At 41.2% G+C, this 20,505-nt stretch carries 17 protein-coding genes, 1 tRNA gene and 4 pseudogenes; 18 read left to right on the forward strand and 4 right to left on the reverse strand.

The features are described from left to right. Positions 1 to 3 precede the first annotated feature (3 nt). Entirely contained in the window at positions 4 to 873 is an 870-nt protein-coding gene (locus AXI57_RS12280) for a LysR family transcriptional regulator (protein WP_061670225.1), read from the forward strand. A gap of 118 nt (positions 874 to 991) precedes the next feature. Here the strand turns inward: AXI57_RS12280 and ggt are convergent, their stop codons facing one another. Beyond that, the gene (gene ggt / locus AXI57_RS12285; RefSeq protein WP_061670226.1) at positions 992 to 2,758 is read right to left on the reverse strand and encodes a gamma-glutamyltransferase; all 1,767 of its coding nucleotides are present in this window, start codon (positions 2,756 to 2,758) and stop codon (positions 992 to 994) included. 325 nt (positions 2,759 to 3,083) lie between these two features. Here ggt and AXI57_RS12290 point away from each other — a divergent pair, with 325 nt between their 5' ends. The 6 genes from AXI57_RS12290 (at position 3,084) to AXI57_RS22070 (ending at position 5,654) form a co-directional block, all read left to right on the forward strand. After that, complete coding sequence (locus AXI57_RS12290; protein ID WP_003326012.1) at positions 3,084 to 3,314, forward strand: excisionase family DNA-binding protein; 231 nt, start codon at positions 3,084 to 3,086, stop codon at positions 3,312 to 3,314. A 368-nt stretch (positions 3,315 to 3,682) separates the two neighbouring features. After that, a complete protein-coding gene (locus AXI57_RS12295; protein WP_003326013.1) occupies positions 3,683 to 4,228 on the forward strand; it encodes a site-specific integrase in 546 nt (181 codons plus the stop codon). Between the two features lie 55 nt (positions 4,229 to 4,283). Then, positions 4,284 to 4,356, forward strand: a tRNA-Arg gene (locus AXI57_RS12300). A 298-nt stretch (positions 4,357 to 4,654) separates the two neighbouring features. Continuing rightward, positions 4,655 to 4,846, forward strand: a complete 192-nt coding sequence (locus AXI57_RS12305) for a hypothetical protein (RefSeq protein ID WP_061670227.1) — start codon at positions 4,655 to 4,657, stop codon at positions 4,844 to 4,846. 12 nt (positions 4,847 to 4,858) lie between these two features. Continuing rightward, positions 4,859 to 4,987, forward strand: coding sequence for a hypothetical protein (locus tag AXI57_RS22285; RefSeq protein WP_255265359.1), 129 nt, complete (start codon positions 4,859 to 4,861; stop codon positions 4,985 to 4,987). 349 nt (positions 4,988 to 5,336) lie between these two features. Continuing rightward, positions 5,337 to 5,654 carry a hypothetical protein gene (locus tag AXI57_RS22070; protein WP_238380181.1) on the forward strand — a complete coding sequence of 106 codons (318 nt, stop codon included), beginning with the start codon at positions 5,337 to 5,339 and terminating at the stop codon, positions 5,652 to 5,654. An 87-nt stretch (positions 5,655 to 5,741) separates the two neighbouring features. On the opposite strand, the gene AXI57_RS12315 is transcribed toward AXI57_RS22070, so the two are convergent. Then, complete coding sequence (locus AXI57_RS12315; protein WP_061670228.1) at positions 5,742 to 6,011, reverse strand: LCI fold-containing protein; 270 nt, start codon at positions 6,009 to 6,011, stop codon at positions 5,742 to 5,744. A gap of 997 nt (positions 6,012 to 7,008) precedes the next feature. Here AXI57_RS12315 and AXI57_RS22495 point away from each other — a divergent pair. The 7 genes and pseudogenes from AXI57_RS22495 to AXI57_RS22080 all read left to right on the forward strand — a co-directional run. Further along, positions 7,009 to 7,138, forward strand: a pseudogene (locus tag AXI57_RS22495) (hypothetical protein). Positions 7,139 to 7,154: 16 nt separating this feature from the next. Next, positions 7,155 to 7,603 (forward strand): annotated as a pseudogene (locus AXI57_RS12320) (ArpU family phage packaging/lysis transcriptional regulator). Beyond that, the gene (locus AXI57_RS12325) at positions 7,603 to 8,145 is read left to right on the forward strand and encodes a tyrosine-type recombinase/integrase (RefSeq protein ID WP_061670229.1); all 543 of its coding nucleotides are present in this window, start codon (positions 7,603 to 7,605) and stop codon (positions 8,143 to 8,145) included. Before AXI57_RS12320 ends, AXI57_RS12325 begins: the two are co-directional and overlap by 1 nt. A 253-nt stretch (positions 8,146 to 8,398) precedes the next feature. After that, on the forward strand, positions 8,399 to 9,160 hold the full coding sequence (locus tag AXI57_RS12330) for a hypothetical protein (RefSeq protein WP_061670230.1): 762 nt from the start codon (positions 8,399 to 8,401) through the stop codon (positions 9,158 to 9,160). Positions 9,161 to 9,433: 273 nt separating this feature from the next. After that, on the forward strand, positions 9,434 to 10,180 hold the full coding sequence (locus tag AXI57_RS12335) for a hypothetical protein (protein WP_061670231.1): 747 nt from the start codon (positions 9,434 to 9,436) through the stop codon (positions 10,178 to 10,180). Positions 10,181 to 10,229: 49 nt separating this feature from the next. Next, positions 10,230 to 10,605 (forward strand): annotated as a pseudogene (locus AXI57_RS22075) (HNH endonuclease signature motif containing protein). A gap of 381 nt (positions 10,606 to 10,986) precedes the next feature. Continuing rightward, positions 10,987 to 11,187 (forward strand): annotated as a pseudogene (locus AXI57_RS22080) (phage terminase small subunit P27 family); the annotation flags it as partial. Here the strand turns inward: AXI57_RS22080 and AXI57_RS12355 are convergent. Together AXI57_RS12355 and AXI57_RS12360 are read right to left on the reverse strand one after the other, a co-directional pair. Next, a complete protein-coding gene (locus tag AXI57_RS12355) occupies positions 11,131 to 11,445 on the reverse strand; it encodes a helix-turn-helix domain-containing protein (protein WP_326938292.1) in 315 nt (104 codons plus the stop codon). The pseudogene AXI57_RS22080 and the gene AXI57_RS12355 overlap by 57 nt on opposite strands. A 127-nt stretch (positions 11,446 to 11,572) precedes the next feature. Continuing rightward, positions 11,573 to 12,118 (reverse strand): IseA DL-endopeptidase inhibitor family protein, encoded by a 546-nt coding sequence (locus tag AXI57_RS12360; RefSeq protein ID WP_061670233.1) that lies wholly within the window; start codon positions 12,116 to 12,118, stop codon positions 11,573 to 11,575. A 276-nt stretch (positions 12,119 to 12,394) separates the two neighbouring features. Between AXI57_RS12360 and AXI57_RS12365 the strand changes: the two genes are divergently transcribed. From AXI57_RS12365 to AXI57_RS12380, 4 genes are all read left to right on the forward strand, one after another. Further along, a complete protein-coding gene (locus AXI57_RS12365; protein ID WP_061670253.1) occupies positions 12,395 to 13,360 on the forward strand; it encodes an aldose 1-epimerase in 966 nt (321 codons plus the stop codon). Positions 13,361 to 13,424: 64 nt separating this feature from the next. Continuing rightward, entirely contained in the window at positions 13,425 to 14,909 is a 1,485-nt protein-coding gene (gene dacB / locus AXI57_RS12370; protein ID WP_061670234.1) for a D-alanyl-D-alanine carboxypeptidase/D-alanyl-D-alanine endopeptidase, read from the forward strand. 231 nt (positions 14,910 to 15,140) lie between these two features. Then, on the forward strand, positions 15,141 to 16,343 hold the full coding sequence (gene hmpA / locus AXI57_RS12375; protein WP_061670235.1) for an NO-inducible flavohemoprotein: 1,203 nt from the start codon (positions 15,141 to 15,143) through the stop codon (positions 16,341 to 16,343). A gap of 257 nt (positions 16,344 to 16,600) precedes the next feature. Next, positions 16,601 to 20,505, forward strand: a 3,905-nt coding sequence (locus AXI57_RS12380; protein WP_155724089.1) for a non-ribosomal peptide synthetase, incomplete at its 3' end; no start/stop codon positions are given.

The following is a 20,505-nucleotide window of genomic DNA, read 5'->3' on the forward strand; positions in this document are numbered from 1 at the left end:
TAAGTGGAAAGCGGAGATTTGAAAATATTTCAGGCTGTTGCCAGGGAAAAAAGCATCACCAAGGCGGCGGATGCCTTAAACTATGTACAGTCCAACGTAACAAATCGAATTCATAAGCTGGAATCCCACCTAAACACCAAACTCTTTTATAGAACGAATCGGGGAATGATCTTAACAGCATCAGGAGAAAATGTATTGGCTTATACAAACAACATTCTGCACTTATTAAAGGAAGCTGAAAAATCGGCGCAGCTGACAGAGTATCCAAAAGGGCCTCTGCGGCTCGGCTCACTGGAAACCACAGCCGCGATTCATCTTCCAAAACTTTTGGCGGACTATCATAGCCGATTTCCTGAGGTTGATTTGTCACTGATCACAGGGGATACACACACCCTGGTGCAAAAAGTTCTCCATTATGAACTGGACGGCGCCTTTGTATACGGACCCGTTGAACATCCGGATCTTAAGCAAATTGCTGCTTTTGATGAGGAATTAATATTAATTTCAGAAACAGAAGAAAGCACGTTGAATGAATTACTGCAAAGGCCCTTGCTGTTTTTTGGGGCCGGCTGCTCTCACCGGGCAAGAGTGGAGAGATTGCTAAACGAAGAAGGTATTTTTCAACATAAAATGATGGAATTCGGAACATTAGAGGCGATTTTAGGCGGCGTCTCCGCCGGATTAGGGATATCATTACTGCCGAAATCGACCCTTAGCCATTTAAGAAATAAAGAGGATTTATACGTTCATACATTGCCTGAGCCATATCGGGAAATGAATGTATCATTTATTTACAGGAAGGACCTTTTTGCGACTTGCGCTTTTCAAAAATTAATTGACGATTTGAAAAAAATGCCGCATAGTCCGCTTTGATTGGAGTAAAGAAGAATGAATTTTTTGAGCGGAGAATCTGATCAATCAATAAAATAATAATAGAAAACAAGCCGTTTTTGTGATAAAAACGGCTTGTTGATGTTGTTCGGTTATCAGATCATCGCTTGTGCTTTAAATTAACACCAATCGCCGCTCCATTTCTGCTTGAATCGGCGACTCCTTTAAAAGTTCCGTTTTCATGGTCTATAAAGATGCTTTGTACGTTTCCAATTTTCACAGGGCTTTTGCCGAATTTATGCCCCATGCCATTTAACTTGCTGATCACGTCTTCAGGAACATCATCTTCATACCGGTAAGAGTTGATATTGTTGGTATAGATTCTCGGCTCCTCAACGGCTGCCTTCAGTTCCATCCCGTACTCGATGTTGTAAAGGATGGTTTGGAGAACGGAGGAAATAATGGTTGCGCCGCCTGGTGAACCTACAGTTAACACAGGCTTATCATCCTTAAATAAAATGGTTGGGGTCATGCTGCTCAACGGCCGTTTATTCGGCTGAACTTCATTCGCCCCGCCTGGGACTGCGTCAAAATCGGTTAATTCATTGTTTAAGACGACACCATATCCCGGAACCATGATACCGCTTCCGAATAGCTGTTCAATTGTTGTCGTATAGGAAACGACATTGCCCCAGCGATCCGCCACGGTAAAATGGGTGGTTTCGCCTTCTATTTTATCTTTCGGCTGTTCAACCTGCTTATAATTTGCTGAATCTTCTTCGTAAACCCAAGGATCACCGGCTGCAGGCTTTTTATTCACTTTATCTAAACTGATTAACTTTTGGCGTTCTTTAATGTAGTCGGGGTGGAGCAAACCTTTGAGAGGAACATTTACGAATTCGGGATCACCTGCATAAGCTGCGCGATCTGCGTAAGACAGATGCATCGTTTCTGCCAGCAGTTGATATTTTTCCCATGAGCGGATATCGTATTGTGAAAGGTTAAAATCATCCAAAATGTTCAGCATTTGCAGTAAGAATGCACCGCCTGAACTCGGAGGAGGCGTAGTGGCGATTTGATAGCCTTGGTATTCTCCCCACATTGGCTTATCGAGCGTCACATCATAGTTTTCTAAATCTTCTTCAGTCATTGATCCGCCAAAATCTTGCACCGTGTTTGACAGGGTTCTGGCGAATTTTCCGTCATAAAAGGCGTCTGTGCCTTTAAGCCAAATTAATTTAAAGGTTTTCGCAAGATCTTTCTGAACTAGTTTGTCACCTTCTTTTAACGGCTCGCCATTCGGAAGGAAAACATCTTTGGCTGCAGTGCGGGATAATTTGTCTTGATAGTCTGAAATAGCTTCTGCTAAGACAGAATCGATAGGAAATCCTTTTGCTGCGAGTTTAATAGAAGGAGCGATTAATTGCCTCATCGAACGCGTTCCCCACATATCGAGAGCCTTCTCAAGACTTTTCAATGTCCCAGGTACACCGACGGCTGTTCCTTTTGTTACTCTTTCAGAAAATGGGATCGCTTTTCCGTTTTCATCAAGAAACATATCAGGAGTGGCGCCGGCTGGAGCGCGTTCACGGCTATTAATGATCGTAGTGTCTTTTGTCTTGCCGTCATAGACCATCATGAATCCGCCTCCGCCAATGCCGGACATCATAGGTTCTACCACATTCAATGCAAATTGAATGGCAACTGAGGCGTCAATGGCGTTTCCGCCTTTTTTCAAGACTTCAGCCCCGATTTCAGAAGCAAGGGGGTGGGCGGTTGCGACCATGCCGTCTTTCCCAACATCTACCTGAGTATACTCATCATAGTTTTTTTGCGGTTTTTTCGCCTCTGCCTGAAAAGGCGCAATTCCGGCGGCCAACATGACACTTAGCAGGACGGTTAAACAGAGATTCCACTTTTTTTTCATATTCTCCCTCCTAAAGTTAATATCTTACATCTATAGCGTAAGGAAATTATGATGGTTTTACAAGTGACAAATGAAATATTCTGAATATTTATAGAGGGTATTTATGTGTATATTTGATTAGATGAGACTAGTCATTTGTCTCAAGACTGATAGCTCAATGAAATAAGGCTGTTATATTTAAGAAAGCCATTAAATTCATTCTATTGATTTATTTCATCATGCATTATAAAATCTGAGGATACGGAGCAGGCAGCAAGTAAAAGCAAGCCATTCTTTTAAAGGCTCAGAATGGCCGGAGAATATGAGTCTGAAAGGAAGTTGGGTCATGTATTTAACGATTAAAGAAACAGCAGAGTTTACTAATCTTCCTGAAGCGTATATCGAGAATCTAGTGATGGCGAATAAAATTCGCGCTGTCCATGACGGGCAGCAGTACTTAATTAACAAAGAACAATTTAACACCCATTTGGAACAGCTGGAAACATACAAAGAACTGATACAGGAAATATTAAATGAACCGATTCCAGAAGATATTGATGTAAAGGATGAAGATTAAAAAGACACAATTTCATATTGTGTCTTTTTTTACATATTTTTATAAAAATATCAAAGTTGACGAGACCTCAGAATGACCTGTAATCAATTTTTTCGTTCATTTGAATACTATAAGTCTCGCTAGAGGAAAAACAGCATATCGAGCCGTTAAATGCTTTTTATGAGATTGATGATCATGTTAAGGTTTTTTACCCTTTATGTAACACTATGTATATTATGTTACATAAAGAGGTTTAAGCTTTATTAATCAAGGGTTTTCTATTATACTAGTAACAATAGACTCAAAACGTTACATAAGCTAAAAAGGAGGATTTTGAGGGCAATTTGTCCGAGAAATCATAATGACTGCAATTTTAAAGGAGAAGCAAGATGCATATCGTTCAACCCATACGAAATTTAGAAAAAATTCAAGAAATAAAAAACTATTTAATTCGAAAAAACAAACGTGATCATTTTTTGTTTATTTTCGGCATCAACAGCGCGCTCAGGATTTCTGACATTTTGCCGCTTAAAGTAAAGGATGTGAGAAACAAAGACCATCTATGGGCAACGGAAAGCAAAACAAAAAAGAAGCGGAAAATCCTCATATTAGAATCATTGAAAGCTGAGATTTATGCTTATACAAGAGACATGAAGGAGCATGAATATTTGTTTAAATCCATCAGAACAAACAAGCCGATCTCAAGAATTCAGGCTTATCGAATATTAAAAGAAGCAGCGGCGGCATGCGGACTTGAAGAAATCGGCACACATACACTCAGAAAGACGTTCGGCTACCATTTTTATCAGCGGACAAAAGACATTGCTGAACTGCAGCGGATCTTAAACCATTCTTCTCCGTCGATTACCATGAGGTATATCGGAATTGACGAGGATACGACAAGAGCGGCTTATAAAGTATTCGGTGGATTGTAAAGACAAAGTTCTTGAAAATTATCATTTTACGCGCTAAGATAGATAAGTGGTTCAGGCTCTAGTAGCACAGCGGATAGTGCAACAGTTTCCTAAACTGTAGGTCGGGAGTTCGAATCTCTCCTAGAGCGTTTTTTACATAAGATAGGTGCAGGTTAATAATGTCTGTAAAACAGAAAAACCCTTGTGAAACAAGGGTTTTTGTCGTTTTCTTGAGTTTCTTATTTGTGTAAGAACCCGCTGGATAACGATGTGAATTTATATTATTTTGCACATTTTTTGCACATTGCTATACAAATGTTTACGCGGTCGGCATTTTTTCAAATAATTCAAGGGTGTTTCGTGTATCTTCTTCACGGAGTTCTTTAATTACATGTGAATAATAATTAAGCGTGGTAGCGGGCAGTCAAATCCACGAAAGATGAAGCGATGACAGTTGAGCAGGCTGCAGAATATCTAAAAGTGCATCCAGATTACATACCGGTGCTCGTGGCAAAGTCAGACGATCTGAAATTGATCGGCGATGAAACAATCATTGCCAAGCGTAATAAGACAAATGCTTGGCTCCTTGGGGCGATGGTGGCGGTTTTATTCTTTGCAATTGCGGTTCGCCGAGGATAGGGGGATGACAGCATGATTAAACAGCAATATGACGATGGCAAAAATCATATACACGTTCTTTCATACGGAGGGGGCACACAATCAACGGCCCTTCTCCTTATGGCTTTGAAAGGTGAAATAAATGGTGTTATTCCTGACTAAATCATTTTCTCTGATACTGGCTGGGAGCCTCAACACGTTTACGACTGGACCCGGAAAATAAACGAGTATATCAAGAGAACTTATGGACGAGAAATCATCTTTACTGATAACAGAAATATCCGAGATGACATTGTACAAGGTGCTGAGACAGGTGATCGTTTCGCGAGTATTCCATTCTTCACTCAGGATTCAAAAGGAGAAATAGGCATCGCCCGCCGGCAATGTACAAACGAATATAAAATACTGCCGGTTAACAGGAAAATCCGTTCACCCCTGGAAAGGCATCAATACCGATGAAATTCAGCGGGTTAAGCCAAGCCGGGAAATATGGCAAGTAGCCGAGCATCCTTTGGTTGATGTGGCTTTCATAGATCGTTCACGCTGCATTACCTATGTTGAACGTGAAGGGCTTGGGACACCGGCAAAGTCTAGCTGCATCGGCTGCCCTTTTCATGACTTTAACGCATGGCGTGAAATGAAGATGAAAGAACCCGATCCATGGAAAGACGCGGTGGAAATAGATCGGCTTATTCGGAAGCTGCCACGTTTCAAAAATAACGCCTTTCTACATAAGTCCGGGAAGCCTTTGGAGGAAATTGATTTCAATGAGGATCAGCTCGACATTGATCATTTTTTGAATGAGTGGGAATGGATGTGCGGTGTTTGATCGAATGCAGCTGCCCTGAATATGATTACGCTCAATACAACGGAATTAAAAAAAGATAGGGATGAAAGTCCCTATCTCCTGAAAAGATTAAACCCAGCCTTGATAAAAGCCAGTCCAAGATCCGTCACTATTTTGCCATGCATCTTTTAAATAAAATTTTGTACCGAAAACTTCAATTACATTTTTCAGTTCTGCTCTAGAATTAGCCCCTAGATAATAATCTTGTAAAACCGCTTGGGGTGATACTGATTCGTGATTTGTACTATGGTTTGTAGGGCTTGTAGCAAAGGCAGGAGCGGCAGAAACAAGTAAAGCAAGGGACAATGCAGAACCAGTTAAAACTTTTTTCAATTTCATTTTAAACACTCTCTTTGTTTTTTTAGTACAACTGTATTATCTCTTTATATGCAAAAATATACAAGGTAATTTTTGTTAATGTTTTGTGAACTTAGTTTAAATATAGAAATCCGACCAAATGCGTGTTGCCAGAAATGCAGCTGCAGCATAATAAGTGAGAAGGGGAATTAAATGAGTTTAGATCAAGCTTTAAGTGAATTATTTAAGTTATTAAAGATCACTAGTATTTTAACTTGTATATTCTTTATTTTAAAGAATATTAAACCTGTTTCTTTTTTTCGGCTATGTTGTTGAACGAAAATTGTTTTCAAAAGAACAAATGTTTATCTTTAAAGCAATTAAACATGTTTTAAATACGTTATTATGGATGATTGTATTATATCCAACTACATTTTATATTAGGGACATTATACCCGATCCTAATGATTTTTTTCCTATGTGATTGTAATTGTTGGTGGAATTATATGGGGTGTAGTGAATATAAACAAATGAGGGAGCTTTACAACAAATTAAGTCTAGTAGACTATGTAAGGCTTATTTGTTGTAGTTTTTATGGTTTGTTTAATACTTTTTTATACGCAGCTCTATAGCTTTTTTATAGATTCATTGTTATCAGAAAAGGAAAAGTTTAACCTGAAAGTTTTTGGGGTGAGTATGCTTGTTTTGTTCTTATTTACACTTCCAATTCCGTTTATTTTAATACCTATTTCAAAATTTATTAAATGGTCACACGAACAAAGTGTTTATATAGAAGATAAAAAAAACAAAAATGGTATATTTTATATTCAATAAATAAAGAGACTGTTTTGTTAGGAAATAAAAATGAACAAAGATTATGCAGTAAAACTATGATCAAGAGGAAAGAAGAGCTATATAACACACCTTTCGAGATGGTTAAAACTGATAATTAAGTCCAAGACGGAGAGCCTGCGGACACTGATCCTTGCACAGAAATTACTGTGCAAGGATCAGTGTCCGTTTTTTCAGGAGGGATGACATGAAAAAGGAAAAGAAAAAGCCAAATAAAAACGCACAGGAGCGTTCAGAACGCTTTTGGCGGCAAATGATGGGCAGCTGACAGGCAAACGCTGAAACGAGGCAAAGGCGGGGCTTTAAGACGCAAATAAACGGGAGGGTAAAAATATGAATCAATTAACTTTAAATATACCTCGGATTGACGAAGAAGCGACTAAATCAAAAGCAGAGGAGCTGCTTGATCAATACCGGCTATATCTTTTACAAGTGCCAGATGATTTTTTACCAAAGGTTACACCAACTTATAGCATCGTTCCGCCAAGTATTACAAATGAATTTCATTCATCGACAGAAGATACAACATTAAAGCGTCTTGATTGGGAGATTCAGCGTGATAAATTCTTAAAAGGATACAAAGGGCTGTAAACCGGCTTTCCCAAAGAGAACGGCAAATTATTGTCATGCTCTATATGCAGCCGGAAGAAATGTACGATTATGAAGTATATGGAGAAATGGATCTGAGCCAGCGTAGCTATTACCGTGTGAAGGCAAAAGCTTTCTACAGACTGGCGTTTGCTCTGAGAGAAGAAGTCTACAAGAAAGGGGCGGCTTCTTAATGAATTTTGTACAGCCTATACGTGATCCGGAATGTATCTTCTACATCAAGAGGTTTTTAAAAGAGCAAAATATGAGGAATTACATGCTATTTGTGACCGGCATTAATTCGGGGCTTCGCATATCGGATATTCTGCAGCTGAGAGTAAGTGACGCGAAACGCCCTTATTTCAATCTTATAGAGAAGAAAACGAAAAAGAAAAAGAGAATCGACATGACGCCAGCTCTTCAACGGGAATTTAAAGCATATGTTGAAGAGAAAGAGGATCATGAATTTCTCTTTAAAAGCCGTGAAGGAATCAACAAGCCAATATCACGGTCGATGGCGTACAAGATTCTCAGGGCCGCTGCTGAGTATGTGGGTTTAGATGACATCGGCACGCATACATTGAGGAAAACATTTGGCTATCACTTTTACAAACAAACAAAGGATGTGGCTATGCTGCAGAAGATTTTTAACCACTCGGACCAACGGACAACACTGCGATATATCGGAATCAATCAAGACGCCATGAACAACGCCATGAAGAAATTTAAAATATAACTTGGCTCATCCAAAACAACAAGGATGGGCCTTTTTCTTTGCATTTTTCTTCAATTCCTCAAAAATAACAGGTGTGTAATTCATTTTAGGGATATTGGTTAAAAACAGAGAGGACAAGGGATTGGCTCAGTTCGGCGAGTTGCACAGTATAAAACATATGGGTAATTCGTGGATTGTGTGGATAACCATGTTGCTATTATTTGGATTAATATGTACATTATTATTAATATTATGTCTTTGGGAGTGTTAGCTTATGGACAAATTTATAGATTTGTTTAGTCAAGGATGGGTCGGTTCGTTAATAGGAATTATCGGAATAATATTTGCGGTTTATTCCTATTCAAAAGGAAAAATCAAACGTGATTTTGCATATTTGCTTAGTACTCGTAGAGTTGTTGGAAAAGACAATTTTGCAGCGAAAGATATTGAGATTAACATTAAAGGTAAGTCTATAAAAACACTAGATAATACAATAATCAAAATTAGAAATAACGGGAACGAAACAATTAATGGTCAAGATATATCCGCGAAAGATCCTATAAGGTTTGAAGTTAATAGCGGTGAGGAAATTATTTCTGCAACAATCTTAAATCAAACTAAATTAACAAATGACATCTCAATTAAACATAGTTCTAATGAGCCTAATATATTGCACATAGAATTTGACTATTTAGATCCCGGAGATGGAACCGCAATAGAGGTTTTACATACAGATAACAAGGGTCCTCATGATATAAAGGGAACCATTAAAGGTATAAAGTCTTTTAAAAATTATACAGACAATACTATAAAGAAACGCTCTCAAGTGTTTGTATTGTGGACTGTGGTAGTTCAAACAATAATGATATTTGGTCTTGTTGAACGAGATTCTATTGAAGCTATTTCTCGGACTGCTCAGGTAATACATTCAATAATAATACTAGTAATAGCATTAATTATTTTGACACTGCAATTTTTAATGTTTAAAGATAGTTTAAAAGAAATGAAGTTCTTAAGATTTATAAAAGATAAATAATAAAATGGCACAAACTTGGCAGAATAACGGCACACCATTTTATTTTCAGTAAGGTATTATTGTAATAGGTAATAATAAATTGAGGAGCGGCACTGCTAATGAGGGAGGGCGCTTTTTTATATGTCACCAATAAAACTATGCACTAAATTTTCAATTGCAAAAGTAATTCTGTGATTAAGGAAGTAAAGCTTTACGGTGAATCATTCGACAAATTCTGCAAATTATTCCTTATTTCTTCTCTTTCACCGATAATATAAGGTGGGAGTGAGAGAAATGAATAAGCAAACGACAAAAATTAATTGGGACTATGTTTTTTGGATTATTATTTTTTCGATAATACTATTTGATCTTATAATTTATGCTGGTGTAACTAAAGCTCTCTTTGGTGAAATTGATACCACAATACTATCTGCCTGTATTGCATTTATAGGTGCAATAATTGGAGGAGGTATAACATTTATAGGTGTTAAAAAGACAATCAAAGCTAATGAGGATTTATACTACAGAAATGAATTACCAAAACAACTATATAGGCTTGATAAGGTAATAACAGATGTTGATAGGATTAATAAATTTGAACTTCCGGGAGTTAGGGGCAACAATTACATTAATGATCGGTTCTTTTTTTCTTTGACTGGACAATTAAAATTAAAAAAAAGAGATCCATACAAAGAGTTTACAGTTGATTACTTAGAGAAATTTAAAGATGAACTTATATTTGTAGATGGTGAAGGATATAAAATTTGGATAGAGTATAAAGAAAAAATCATTGCTATCGAAAAGTATTACAATACTGCAGAAGTTTTAACGCAAAAATTTCATAACGTACATAGTCATGAATATATGCAAGGTTATTTTAATGGGGATTTAGATAAATTAAATAAAAATATACAAGAACTAACGGATAACGTAAACCAATTGGAAGAAAACTTTTATGAGGAGTTAAGTCAAATATATATAGAATTTCAAAATAAATTAACCTCAAAGCAAGATCGAATGATTAAGGAAATGGATTTCTAGTATGACAGGCCTCTTTTGGAGGTCTATTTTTGTTTACCCAGGTGATAGAATGCTAAAATCATTAAAACCTTGTAGTGAACCCTGTTGCTCTAACCTGACTCGAGTAAGTTACTGCGAACAGCACAAGCGAACTAAACCAGCCTATGATCAATACCGGGAGTCCGCTGCCAAACGGGTGTATAACGGCAAGTGGAGGCAGGCACGTCTTGGCTACCTGTCAAAGCATCCATTTTGTGTATCGTGCATGATGGAAGGTAGACGGGTCCCGGCAACAGTAGTCGATCATATCAAACCGCATAAAGGAGACATGAAACTCTTTTGGGACTCCAGCAATAGGGCAGCCTTTATGCGCGCCGTGCCACAGCAGAAAGACAGCGAAGGAGGACGGAGGATTTGGGAACAGAACATCAAACATGCATGTGTGATGAATGTGGAACAATGATCCTAGTCAAAGGTTGCTCGAAAATTAGGAAGCATGATGACGAAATCCGTGAACATTATATCAAGTGTCCACGGTGTCGGACCGAGTATACATCCTATTAGACGAATGCTGACATAAGGAGTATTCAACAGAAGGTAAAGAAACTGTTTGCTCTTCGTGCAACGATGAAAAAGGAAACAGCATTCGATCTGTATACAAAGAAATTAAAAGAAGAACAAAAGAAATTAGAAGCCGCAATGTTGCAGTTGAATGAGGAAATGAGCACCCCCCACCCTAAAATCGCTGAGGGGTGAACGCCGGAGACCGCGCTCCCCTCCCCATTTTAAAAAATTCCCTAAATGAAAATTCGGAAGGAGGTGAGGGAATGGCTAGACCGCGGCAACCAGTCGATTTGTTACTCTATAAAGGCAAGAAAAACTTGACAAAACAAGAGATTGAGGAACGACGGGAGCAAGAAATAAAGGCGCCGAATGATAAAGTGAAAGCCCCATCATATTTGCCAAAAGATTTAAAAAGAGAGCTTAAAAAGATAGCGGACGAGCTTAAAAACATCGGAATTATGACCAAATTTTAAGGCGACATCAATCACGTTTGCTTTGAAAGCGGCTAACTCTTGGGCCGCCAATGTCAGCCTGCGCCTTCGGATATATTCAAATACGGTCGATCCTGTCAGCATAAAAAACATTCGCTGGTAATGGAATTTTGATGTGTACGCAGCTTTCGCAATCTCTTCAATCGTTATATCTTCCTGTAAATTCTCTTCGATATAATCAAGGCTGTTACTCAGCTCCTCAAGCATGCTCCCGCCGCCCCTTTCTGTCATTTATGGTATTAGCTGACAGGAATCAAATCCGGTCATTTAGTGCTTCGCCTGAACAGTATTTTATTTTTATTATAGCGAGGCAGGAGACAAGTAAAAAGAAAAAGCCCGCCAAATGGCGGGCTTTTCTCTAAATCACTGCATCAAACTGATTGATCTTCCATTTGTTATTCTCTTTCACATACGTCACTTTCCGTTTCACTGCAGGGGAACCATCCAAGAGCGGCACTGTGAATTCGTATGTTCGAACGCTGCTTTTTTTAGATACTAGCTTGGATAATGCTTTTTCCCAATTCAGAAGGTTATCGCCATCACCGATCGGAACTGCAAATTTTCCTTTGTAAACCGTAAAGTGATAATCTTTTAAACCATTTGTGACAGCTTCTTTTGTAAAGACTGGCGTTAAGTAATGTACGACTTTTGCTTTTGTATCGAACTCACTGCACATATAAATATATTGAAGGTTTTGATATTCAAACGTTTTGTTCGTGCAAGTTGAGTTTTTCGCCTTCGGATTATGTCCGCTCATTGTATTCCAAAAATGCTCACGCGCCTGAAGCGCCAATTGCAATGCCTGTTTTTGTGTTAAATCACTAGATGTATTTTTTGCGGCAGATGCCGTGCCGACTGATAGAAATAATGATGCCGTGATTAGAAATAGGATTAGTTTTTTCAATGTCTCTCTCTCCTTAAGAAAAATTGTCTTACTCTTATGTTACAAATGTTACAATAATTACGGATAGATTACAATAGTTTTTCAAGAAAAATTTTCCGGACTTATATTTCACGCCTTATATATATATGATAGATTGCTTTACTCTATTCATGGCCAAGATTAAAGTGTCGAAAATGACATATTTCATAACCATTTGTGTGATTTTAAAAGGAGAATAGCTGATGACATTGAATTTCTATACAAACGGTCAGTATAAAAGGGAGAGGTTGAATGGCGATGACAAACTTTATTGAAGAAACCACATACCTTGGTGCACCGGCAATAAGAGCCGGGAATCAGCACATGGAGTTTATCCTCGTTCCAGAATGGGGAAGCAATGTCATTTCTATTGTGCATAAGGGAACAGACATGCATTTATTAAGAGAACCCGAATCCGAGAAACAATTCCATGACAATCCCATCTTATATGGAACGCCGATTTTGTTTCCGCCCAATCGGATTAGTGACGGTACTTTTGATTACAAGGGACAAACCTATCATTTTGAAATAAACGAAAAAGATAAACATAATCATATCCATGGTTTTCTTTACAAAGAAAAATGGGAGGTTACAACGTCAAAAATAGCGGGAAATCAAGTGATTCTTGAAACTGAAATTGATATTTCTCAGCATCCTCATATTTATAAGCAATTTCCCCGCCACGCGGTCATCCGAATGTCTTATATCCTTGAAGAAGCGACACTCCGTCAGCATGCAGTGATTACCAATAAAGGGGAAGAAGCGTTTCCGTGGGGTCTCGGCTATCACACCTCATTTATCTTCCCGGAAGACAGCTCCGCCTTTTCTTTAACGGCAGATCAAAAATGGGAATTAGATGAACGTTTTCTGCCGACAGGACAAGTAGAGGATATTGCGGATAAAGAGCAGTTACACGCAGGAATCAGCCTTAAAAATAAGGCGCTGGATGATGTGTTTCTTTCTTCTGACTCTAGCGGCAGAGAAAATCAAGCAGTCATTTACCATCAAAATCCCAGCGTAAAAGTCGTTTATCGAGGAGATGAACATATTAAACATTGGGTTGTGTACAACGCAGACGGCATACAAGGCTTTGTAAGTGTGGAGCCGTATACTTGGGTAACCAACGCGCCCAATCTCAAATTGCCGCCATCCCTTACAGGCCTCAGAGAATTGAAGCCGGGAGAACAAGCAACTGTGAAAACTGAGATATCCGTTATCATATAATGAATGGCTGTCATCCATATTATGTAGTGGGAAGGAACCATTCGAAAGGCGGGAAGGAAAATTGATGAGAAAAAAGCTTAAATTGAGTGTCTGTATTTTGTTGATCTTCATTTTTGCGTTGGTTCCTTACATCCATGATACCGGCAATGCTGCTCTTGCCGCTGAAAATAAGGGAGATCTGGCCGAACAACTGGATGACTTATTGAATCATGATCCGATCTTAGATGGAGCGCTGGCAGGTATTAGTATCCGATCAGCTGATACAGGCGATATTCTTTATGATCATCTTGGTGATACCCGCTTAAGACCCGCTTCGAATATGAAGCTTTTTACCGCTGCTGCGGCTCTTTCTGTATTAGGAGAAGATTATAGCTTCGCAACAGAAGTCCAAACAGACGGATCGATAAAAGGAAAAAATCTGAATGGAAATTTATATTTGAAGGGAAAGGGAGATCCCACCCTTTTAAAATCCGATTTTGATAAGCTTGCGGAAAAAATCAAGCAACAGGGGATAAAAGTCATCCGCGGACACCTCATCGGTGATGATACTTGGTACGATGACATCCGTTACTCGCCCGACCTGCCGTGGAGTGATGAGCATACGTATTACGGAGCTCAAGTATCGGCGCTGACAGCATCACCAAACGAGGATTACGATGCAGGCACTATTATCGTAGAGGTAAATCCCGACAGCAAATCAGGAAAAAAGCCCTTGGTGACCTTATCACCGAAAACCGGCTATGTGAATATAGAGAATCATGCTAAAACCGTATCAGCAGATGAAAAAAAAGACATAACCATTGAGCGGAAGCACGGAACCAATACGATTACCATTAAAGGCACGATACCTGTCGGCGCCTCAAGGACAAGGGAATGGATCTCTGTGTGGGAGCCAACCGGATACGCGCTGGACTTATTTAAGCAATCGCTGGCGGAACATGGCATAACATTGCGCGGAAAAGTAAAAACAGGCGCTGTCCCCAAACATTCCCGTCTCTTAACAACTCACCATTCCATACCATTATCAGAGCTGATGATTCCCTTTATGAAATTTAGCAACAACGGGCACGCTGAAATCCTTGTAAAAGAAATGGGGAAGGTGCAAAAAGGGGAGGGAAGCTGGGAAAAAGGGCTTGAGGTGCTAGAAAAAGAACTGCCTAAATTTAATGTAGATACAAGCAAATTAGTAATAAGAGACGGATCGGGTGTTTCCCACATCAATCTGGTCTCCGCTAATCAAGTGTCTGCTCTTTTATATTCCGTTCAAGATGAAAAGTGGTTTCCCTCTTATATAAACGCCTTGCCTGTCGCTGGCGCAAGTGACAGATTAACGGGAGGCACACTGCGTGACCGCATGAAAAACACGGTTGCAGAAGGAAAAGTGAAAGCGAAAACCGGCTCTTTAACCACTGTCAGCACCCTTTCAGGCTATGTCGATACAAAAAGCGGAGAAACGCTTGTTTTTTCTATTCTCTTAGATCATCTGATAGATGACTCTAAAGGCAAAGACGTGGAAGATAAAATCGCCGTGGTTTTGGCAAATCAGTGAATTGTCACCGAGCAAGTTATGACTTTAAGGCCAGTTTCAAAGAAAACTGGTCTTTTTTATGCGTTTCTTTTTTACTATATGGTATCTTTTAAAACCCCAGAAATCCCATTAATTTAACAATAATGTGTCAACTTTATTAAACATTCATTTTAAATATATCTTTAATACAAAATAACCCTTATTATAAACATGTATTAGCAATACATCTTATAAAAAGGGTTGTGATGAATCATGTTGAGTAAACAAACAATAAACATAATCAAAAGTACAGTGCCGGTATTAGAAACGCACGGAGAAGAAATAACAGGACGCTTTTATGATCTCATGTTTCAAGCTCACCCTGAGTTGCTAAACATGTTTAACCAAACCAATCAAAAGAAAAAAACACAAAGAACAGCTTTAGCTGCCGCGGTTTATGCAGCAGCAGCCAATATTGATCAGCTGGAAAACATTATTCCTGTAGTAAAAATGATCAGCCATAAACACCGCAGTATCGGAGTAAAACCTGAACACTATCCGATTGTAGGAACATACTTATTAAAAGCGATCAAAGATGTGTTAGGAGACAAAGCCACACCGGACATTATGCAAGCCTGGGAAACAGCTTATGGCGTAATCGCAGATGCGTTCATAGGAATTGAAAAAGACATGTACCAGCATGCGGGTGAACAAAAGGGCGGATGGATCGATTATAAACGTTTTCTCATTTTGAAAAAGACGGAAGAGAGCAAGGAGATTACATCTTTTTACCTGCAGCCGGCCGACGGACAGTCTTTACCACCATTTGAAGCAGGACAGTATATCAGTGTCAGAGTTCGTATTCCTGGATCTGCATACACACATATTCGCCAATACAGCCTGTCAGACGCTTTTCATGGAAATGTGTATCGTATTTCAGTCAAAAAAGACGGTGTTGTTTCAACCTACTTGCACGATCAATTAGAGGAGGGAGATTCAATAGAAGTCAGTGCGCCTGCCGGAGACTTTGTTTTAAATGACTCCTCTGAAAAGCCTTTAGTACTGATTAGCGCGGGAGTCGGGATTACTCCGATGATGAGTATGCTTCACACAGCAGTAAAACAGCAGCCGGAACGTCACATTCTATTTATTCATGCAGCTAAAAACAGCGAACACCATGCTTTTCGCCAAGAAACGGAAGAGGTCGCAAAAGACTCTTTTGCACAACCGGTTTTTATATACAGTGAACCGACAAATGATGATTACAAAAAAGGTATCGCTTTTTGTGAAGGGCGCATTGATAAGATCTTGATTAATCGGCTGGTTGTAAATCCGCAAGCAGATTATTATGTATGCGGCTCCGAGGCGTTTATGGCTCATATGCAGCATCTGATTACCACAGAGCTTGGCGCGCCGGCAGATTCTATTCATGTGGAACGTTTCGGTCCTCAGCTCAGCATGAAGGCTTACAACTAAATTTAAAAGAGCAGAACATAGGATTTCTATCTTTTCCAGTTCAAAAATAAGTGTTGAAAAATAAGAGGATAAGAAGAAAAATGATGTAAATTCAAAAAAATGTTATAAAAATTTAAACTTTTTTAAAATTTTTATATTGTACTTTATGAAATATGTTTTAAAATAGTGCTTATATGGATTATTAAGTAATATACTCTTTTGTTTTTGTCATTATTTCACTTTCTTATCCTCTTAAAATTAGAACTGGAGGGAATACGTTGAAAAGAAACACTTATTTTTTAACTCATGCTCAAAGAAGAGTATGGTTTACAGAACTGCTGGAGCCCGGCACAAGCATCTGCAATCTCGCCGCCTGCGTGAAATTCAGAGGTGCGGTTGACCTGGAAGTTCTTCAAAAGGCATTGAACCTTTCAATCTCCCGAAATGACGCAATAAGATTTCAGCTGACAGAAGGAACAGACACAGAACCTCATCTTTACCTCACTGAACATGAACCTATGTCCATTGAGATTATTGATTTTGCAAATAAAAGCTTGGAAGAAGTCGAAAAATGGGTTCATGTTCAGACCTCCATTCCATTCAAGCTGTTTCATTCGCCTCTTTACCAATTTTACTTCCTAAGAATTAACACTGAAGAAGTTTGGCTATATGCTAAATTTCACCATATCATTATGGATGGCATTTCTTTGAACCTGATGGGAAATCAAATAATCGATCTCTATCTGACACTCATCCGAAAAGATCCTGTACCTACACACCACGAACCTTCATATCTTAGCTACATAGAAAAAGAGAACCAATACTTACATTCTTCCCGTTTTGAAAAAGACCGTTTATTTTGGACGCAAGCCTATCGCAAACCGCCTGAATATCACTCATTAACAGACCAGGCTTCCGTTCAAACGCACGGCACTACCGCTTCCAGAGATACACTCACTCTTTCACATGACGTAGAACGAAATATCAGAGACTTTTGCCAAGAACAGCAAATCAGCATCATTTCCTTGTTTATGGCCTCTTTATACATATGTATCAGCCGCCTTACATCTAAAAACGACCTTGCGATTGGAACCTACTATGGTAACCGGGGCTCCAAGGCCGAAAAAGAAATGCTGGGGATGTTTGTCAGCACTTTGCCAATTAGAATGACAGTCGATCCTGACAAAGATTTTCTTTCTTTTGTCCGCAGTGTCGGCAGGGAGCAGCTCTCTGTCATGCGTCACCAGAGGTTTCCTTATAATTTGCTCGTTAATGAATTAAGAAAAGAATACAAGGACCTGCATAATCTTGTGGGCATCTCGATGCAATATCAGCCTCTTCAATGGCAGCAGGCTGATTGTTTGAATTATGAAACGGCTATGTATTTCAGCGGCCATACCGCAAACGAGCTGTCTATCTTAATTAAAGAACGTATAGATACCGGAACCATCCAACTTAATTTCGACTATCAAACAAGTCTGTTTACACCGGACGAAATCAAACGGATTCAACACCATCTGCTTACCGTGCTGAAAAACGCGCTGAACGATCCGAGCCAGCTGATAAAAGATATGGATTTCGTTGAAGAAAACGAAAAACAGAATATCTTGTACGAATTTAACAAAACAGAAGCTGCTTCACCTATAGCTCCGACTCTCCACGGCCTGTTTACACGCCAGGCGGCGCTTACGCCGGATCGGCAGGCGATTCACTTCGCTAATGGGAGCCTGACATACGGGGAGCTTGATGCGTATTCAAACAGGGTGGCCGTACGCCTTGCGGCGAAAGGCGTGACGAAAGAAAGCATCGTCGGCATCCTTGCCGAGCGCTCGCCGGAAATGATGATTGCCGTGCTGGCCGTTTTGAAAGCGGGCGGCGCTTATCTGCCGCTTGATCCGGCGTATCCTGACGGGCGCCTGAGCTACATGCTGAAAGACAGCGGGGCTTCTCTTATGCTGACACAGTCTGGTTTAACGGTTCCCGATTTTTCAGGTGAGATGCTTGAAGTGGATCTGGCGGCGCTTGTGGATGGCAATCCTTCAGAAGTGCCTGCAGGCACAGCCGATGGCGGCTCTCTTGCGTATCTCATTTATACCTCCGGCTCTACGGGGCAGCCAAAGGGAGTGGCGGTGGAGCATCGCCAGGCGGTTTCTTTTCTGACTGGCATGCAAGGGCAGTTTCCGTTACATAAAGAGGATGTCATTGTACTGAAAACGTCATTTTCATTTGACGCCTCTGTCTGGCAGCTGTTCTGGTGGACACTCTCAGGCGCTTCGGCCTATCTGCTTCCGTCCGGCTGGGAAAAAGATCCTGCGCTCATGGCAGAGGCATTCACGCAGGAACGGGTGACAACGGCTCACTTCATTCCTGCGATGCTGAACAGCTTCTTAGATCAGTTGGAGATGGAAACGCCTGAGCGAAGGGACGGGCTCACGACAGGTCTTAAGCGGGTATTCGCCGGAGGCGAACCGCTCACGCCTCAAGCAGCTGCCCGATTTGCTGATCTCTTGCCGGAGACGTCGCTGATCCACGGCTACGGGCCGACAGAAGCCACGGTGGATGCGGCATTTTACGTGTGTGACAGAGAAAAAGACAGTGAACGGCTGCGTCTTCCGATCGGAAAGCCCGTGCCGGGCGCGCGTCTTTATATCTTGGACCCTCAGATGGCTGTTCAGCCTGCGGGTGTCATAGGCGAACTGTATATCGCCGGGAATGGCGTGGCCAGAGGCTACCTGAATCGCCCCGAGTTAACGACGGAACGCTTTCTCTCTGATCCCTTTTATCCTGGGGAACGGATGTACAAAACGGGAGATCTGGCGCGCTGGCTGCCGGACGGACAGGTTGAGTTCCTCGGCCGTTTGGACGATCAAGTCAAAATCCGCGGCTACCGGATCGAACCCGGCGAAATTGAATCAGCTCTCCGGAACCTGGAAGGCGTACAGGAAGCAGCCGTCATCACCCGCGCAGACAGCGGGGAGACAGAGCTATGCGCTTATATTCAGGGGCGTGATAAAAACGACGTGCGGGCACAGCTTGCGCATGTGCTGCCCGGCTATATGATCCCCGCTCATTTTGTACAGATCGACACATGGCCAATCACACCAAGCGGGAAGCTTGACCGGAAGGCTTTGCCTGCTCCTGATGGAGCAGCTGGTCAAGAATCATACAAGGCACCAAGAAATCTTACCGAAATGAAGCTGGCCCAGCTTTGGGAAGACGTGCTGAAAAACGGTCCTGTCGGTATCACGGACGACTTTTTCGACCGAGGAGGCCACTCGTTAAAAGCAACGGCGCTCATCTCCCGAATCGCCAAGGCATTCGGCGTCCAAGTGCCGCTTAAAGACGTATTTGCCCGACCGACCATAGAAGGGCTGGCTTCTGTCATCCGCGAGTTGGAGGAAAGCCCGTATGCGGCGATCGAACCGGCCGAAAAGGGGGACACCTATCCGGTCTCCTCGGCGCAAAAACGGATGTATGTCCTTCAGCAGCTGGAAGATGGAGGCGTCGGCTACAATATGCCTGCGGTGCTTGAGCTGGAAGGCAAGCTTGACCGCAAACGGCTGGAGACGGCCTTCCAAGCGCTGATCAGCCGCCATGAGTCGCTCCGGACGTCCTTTGAAACCGGAAACGGAGGGGAGCCGATCCAGCGCATCCATCATGAGGTGCCGTTTACGGTGACCGAAGAGAACTCGGCTGATGCGTTTGTACGTCCCTTTGATCTCAGCCAGGCTCCGCTTTTCAGAGCGGGACTCGTAAGAGAAACAAACGAGCGGCATGTCCTTTTGGTCGACATGCATCACATCATTTCTGACGGCGTCTCAGTCAATACGCTCATTCGGGAATTCGGGGCATTGTACGCCGAGCGGAAGCTTGAGCCGCTGCGCATCCAATACAAAGATTACGCCGTATGGCAGCAGGACTTCAAAAAAAGCGACACATATCAGAAGCAGGAATCTTATTGGCTGAAGCAGCTCGGAGGGGAGCTGCCTGTGCTTGAACTGCCGGCGGACAAGCCCCGCCCGGCGGTGCGAAGCTTCGCCGGTGACAAGATCTCATTTACTCTGGACCAAGAAGTCACGTCCGGCCTGAACCGCCTCGCGCGGGAAAACGGCAGCACCCTGTATATGGTGCTTCTTGCGGCCTACTCAGCTCTTTTGTCACGCCTCAGCGGGCAAGAGGAGAT

Origin of the sequence: Bacillus atrophaeus (assembly GCF_001584335.1) — a bacterium.
GTDB lineage: Bacteria > Bacillota > Bacilli > Bacillales > Bacillaceae > Bacillus > Bacillus atrophaeus.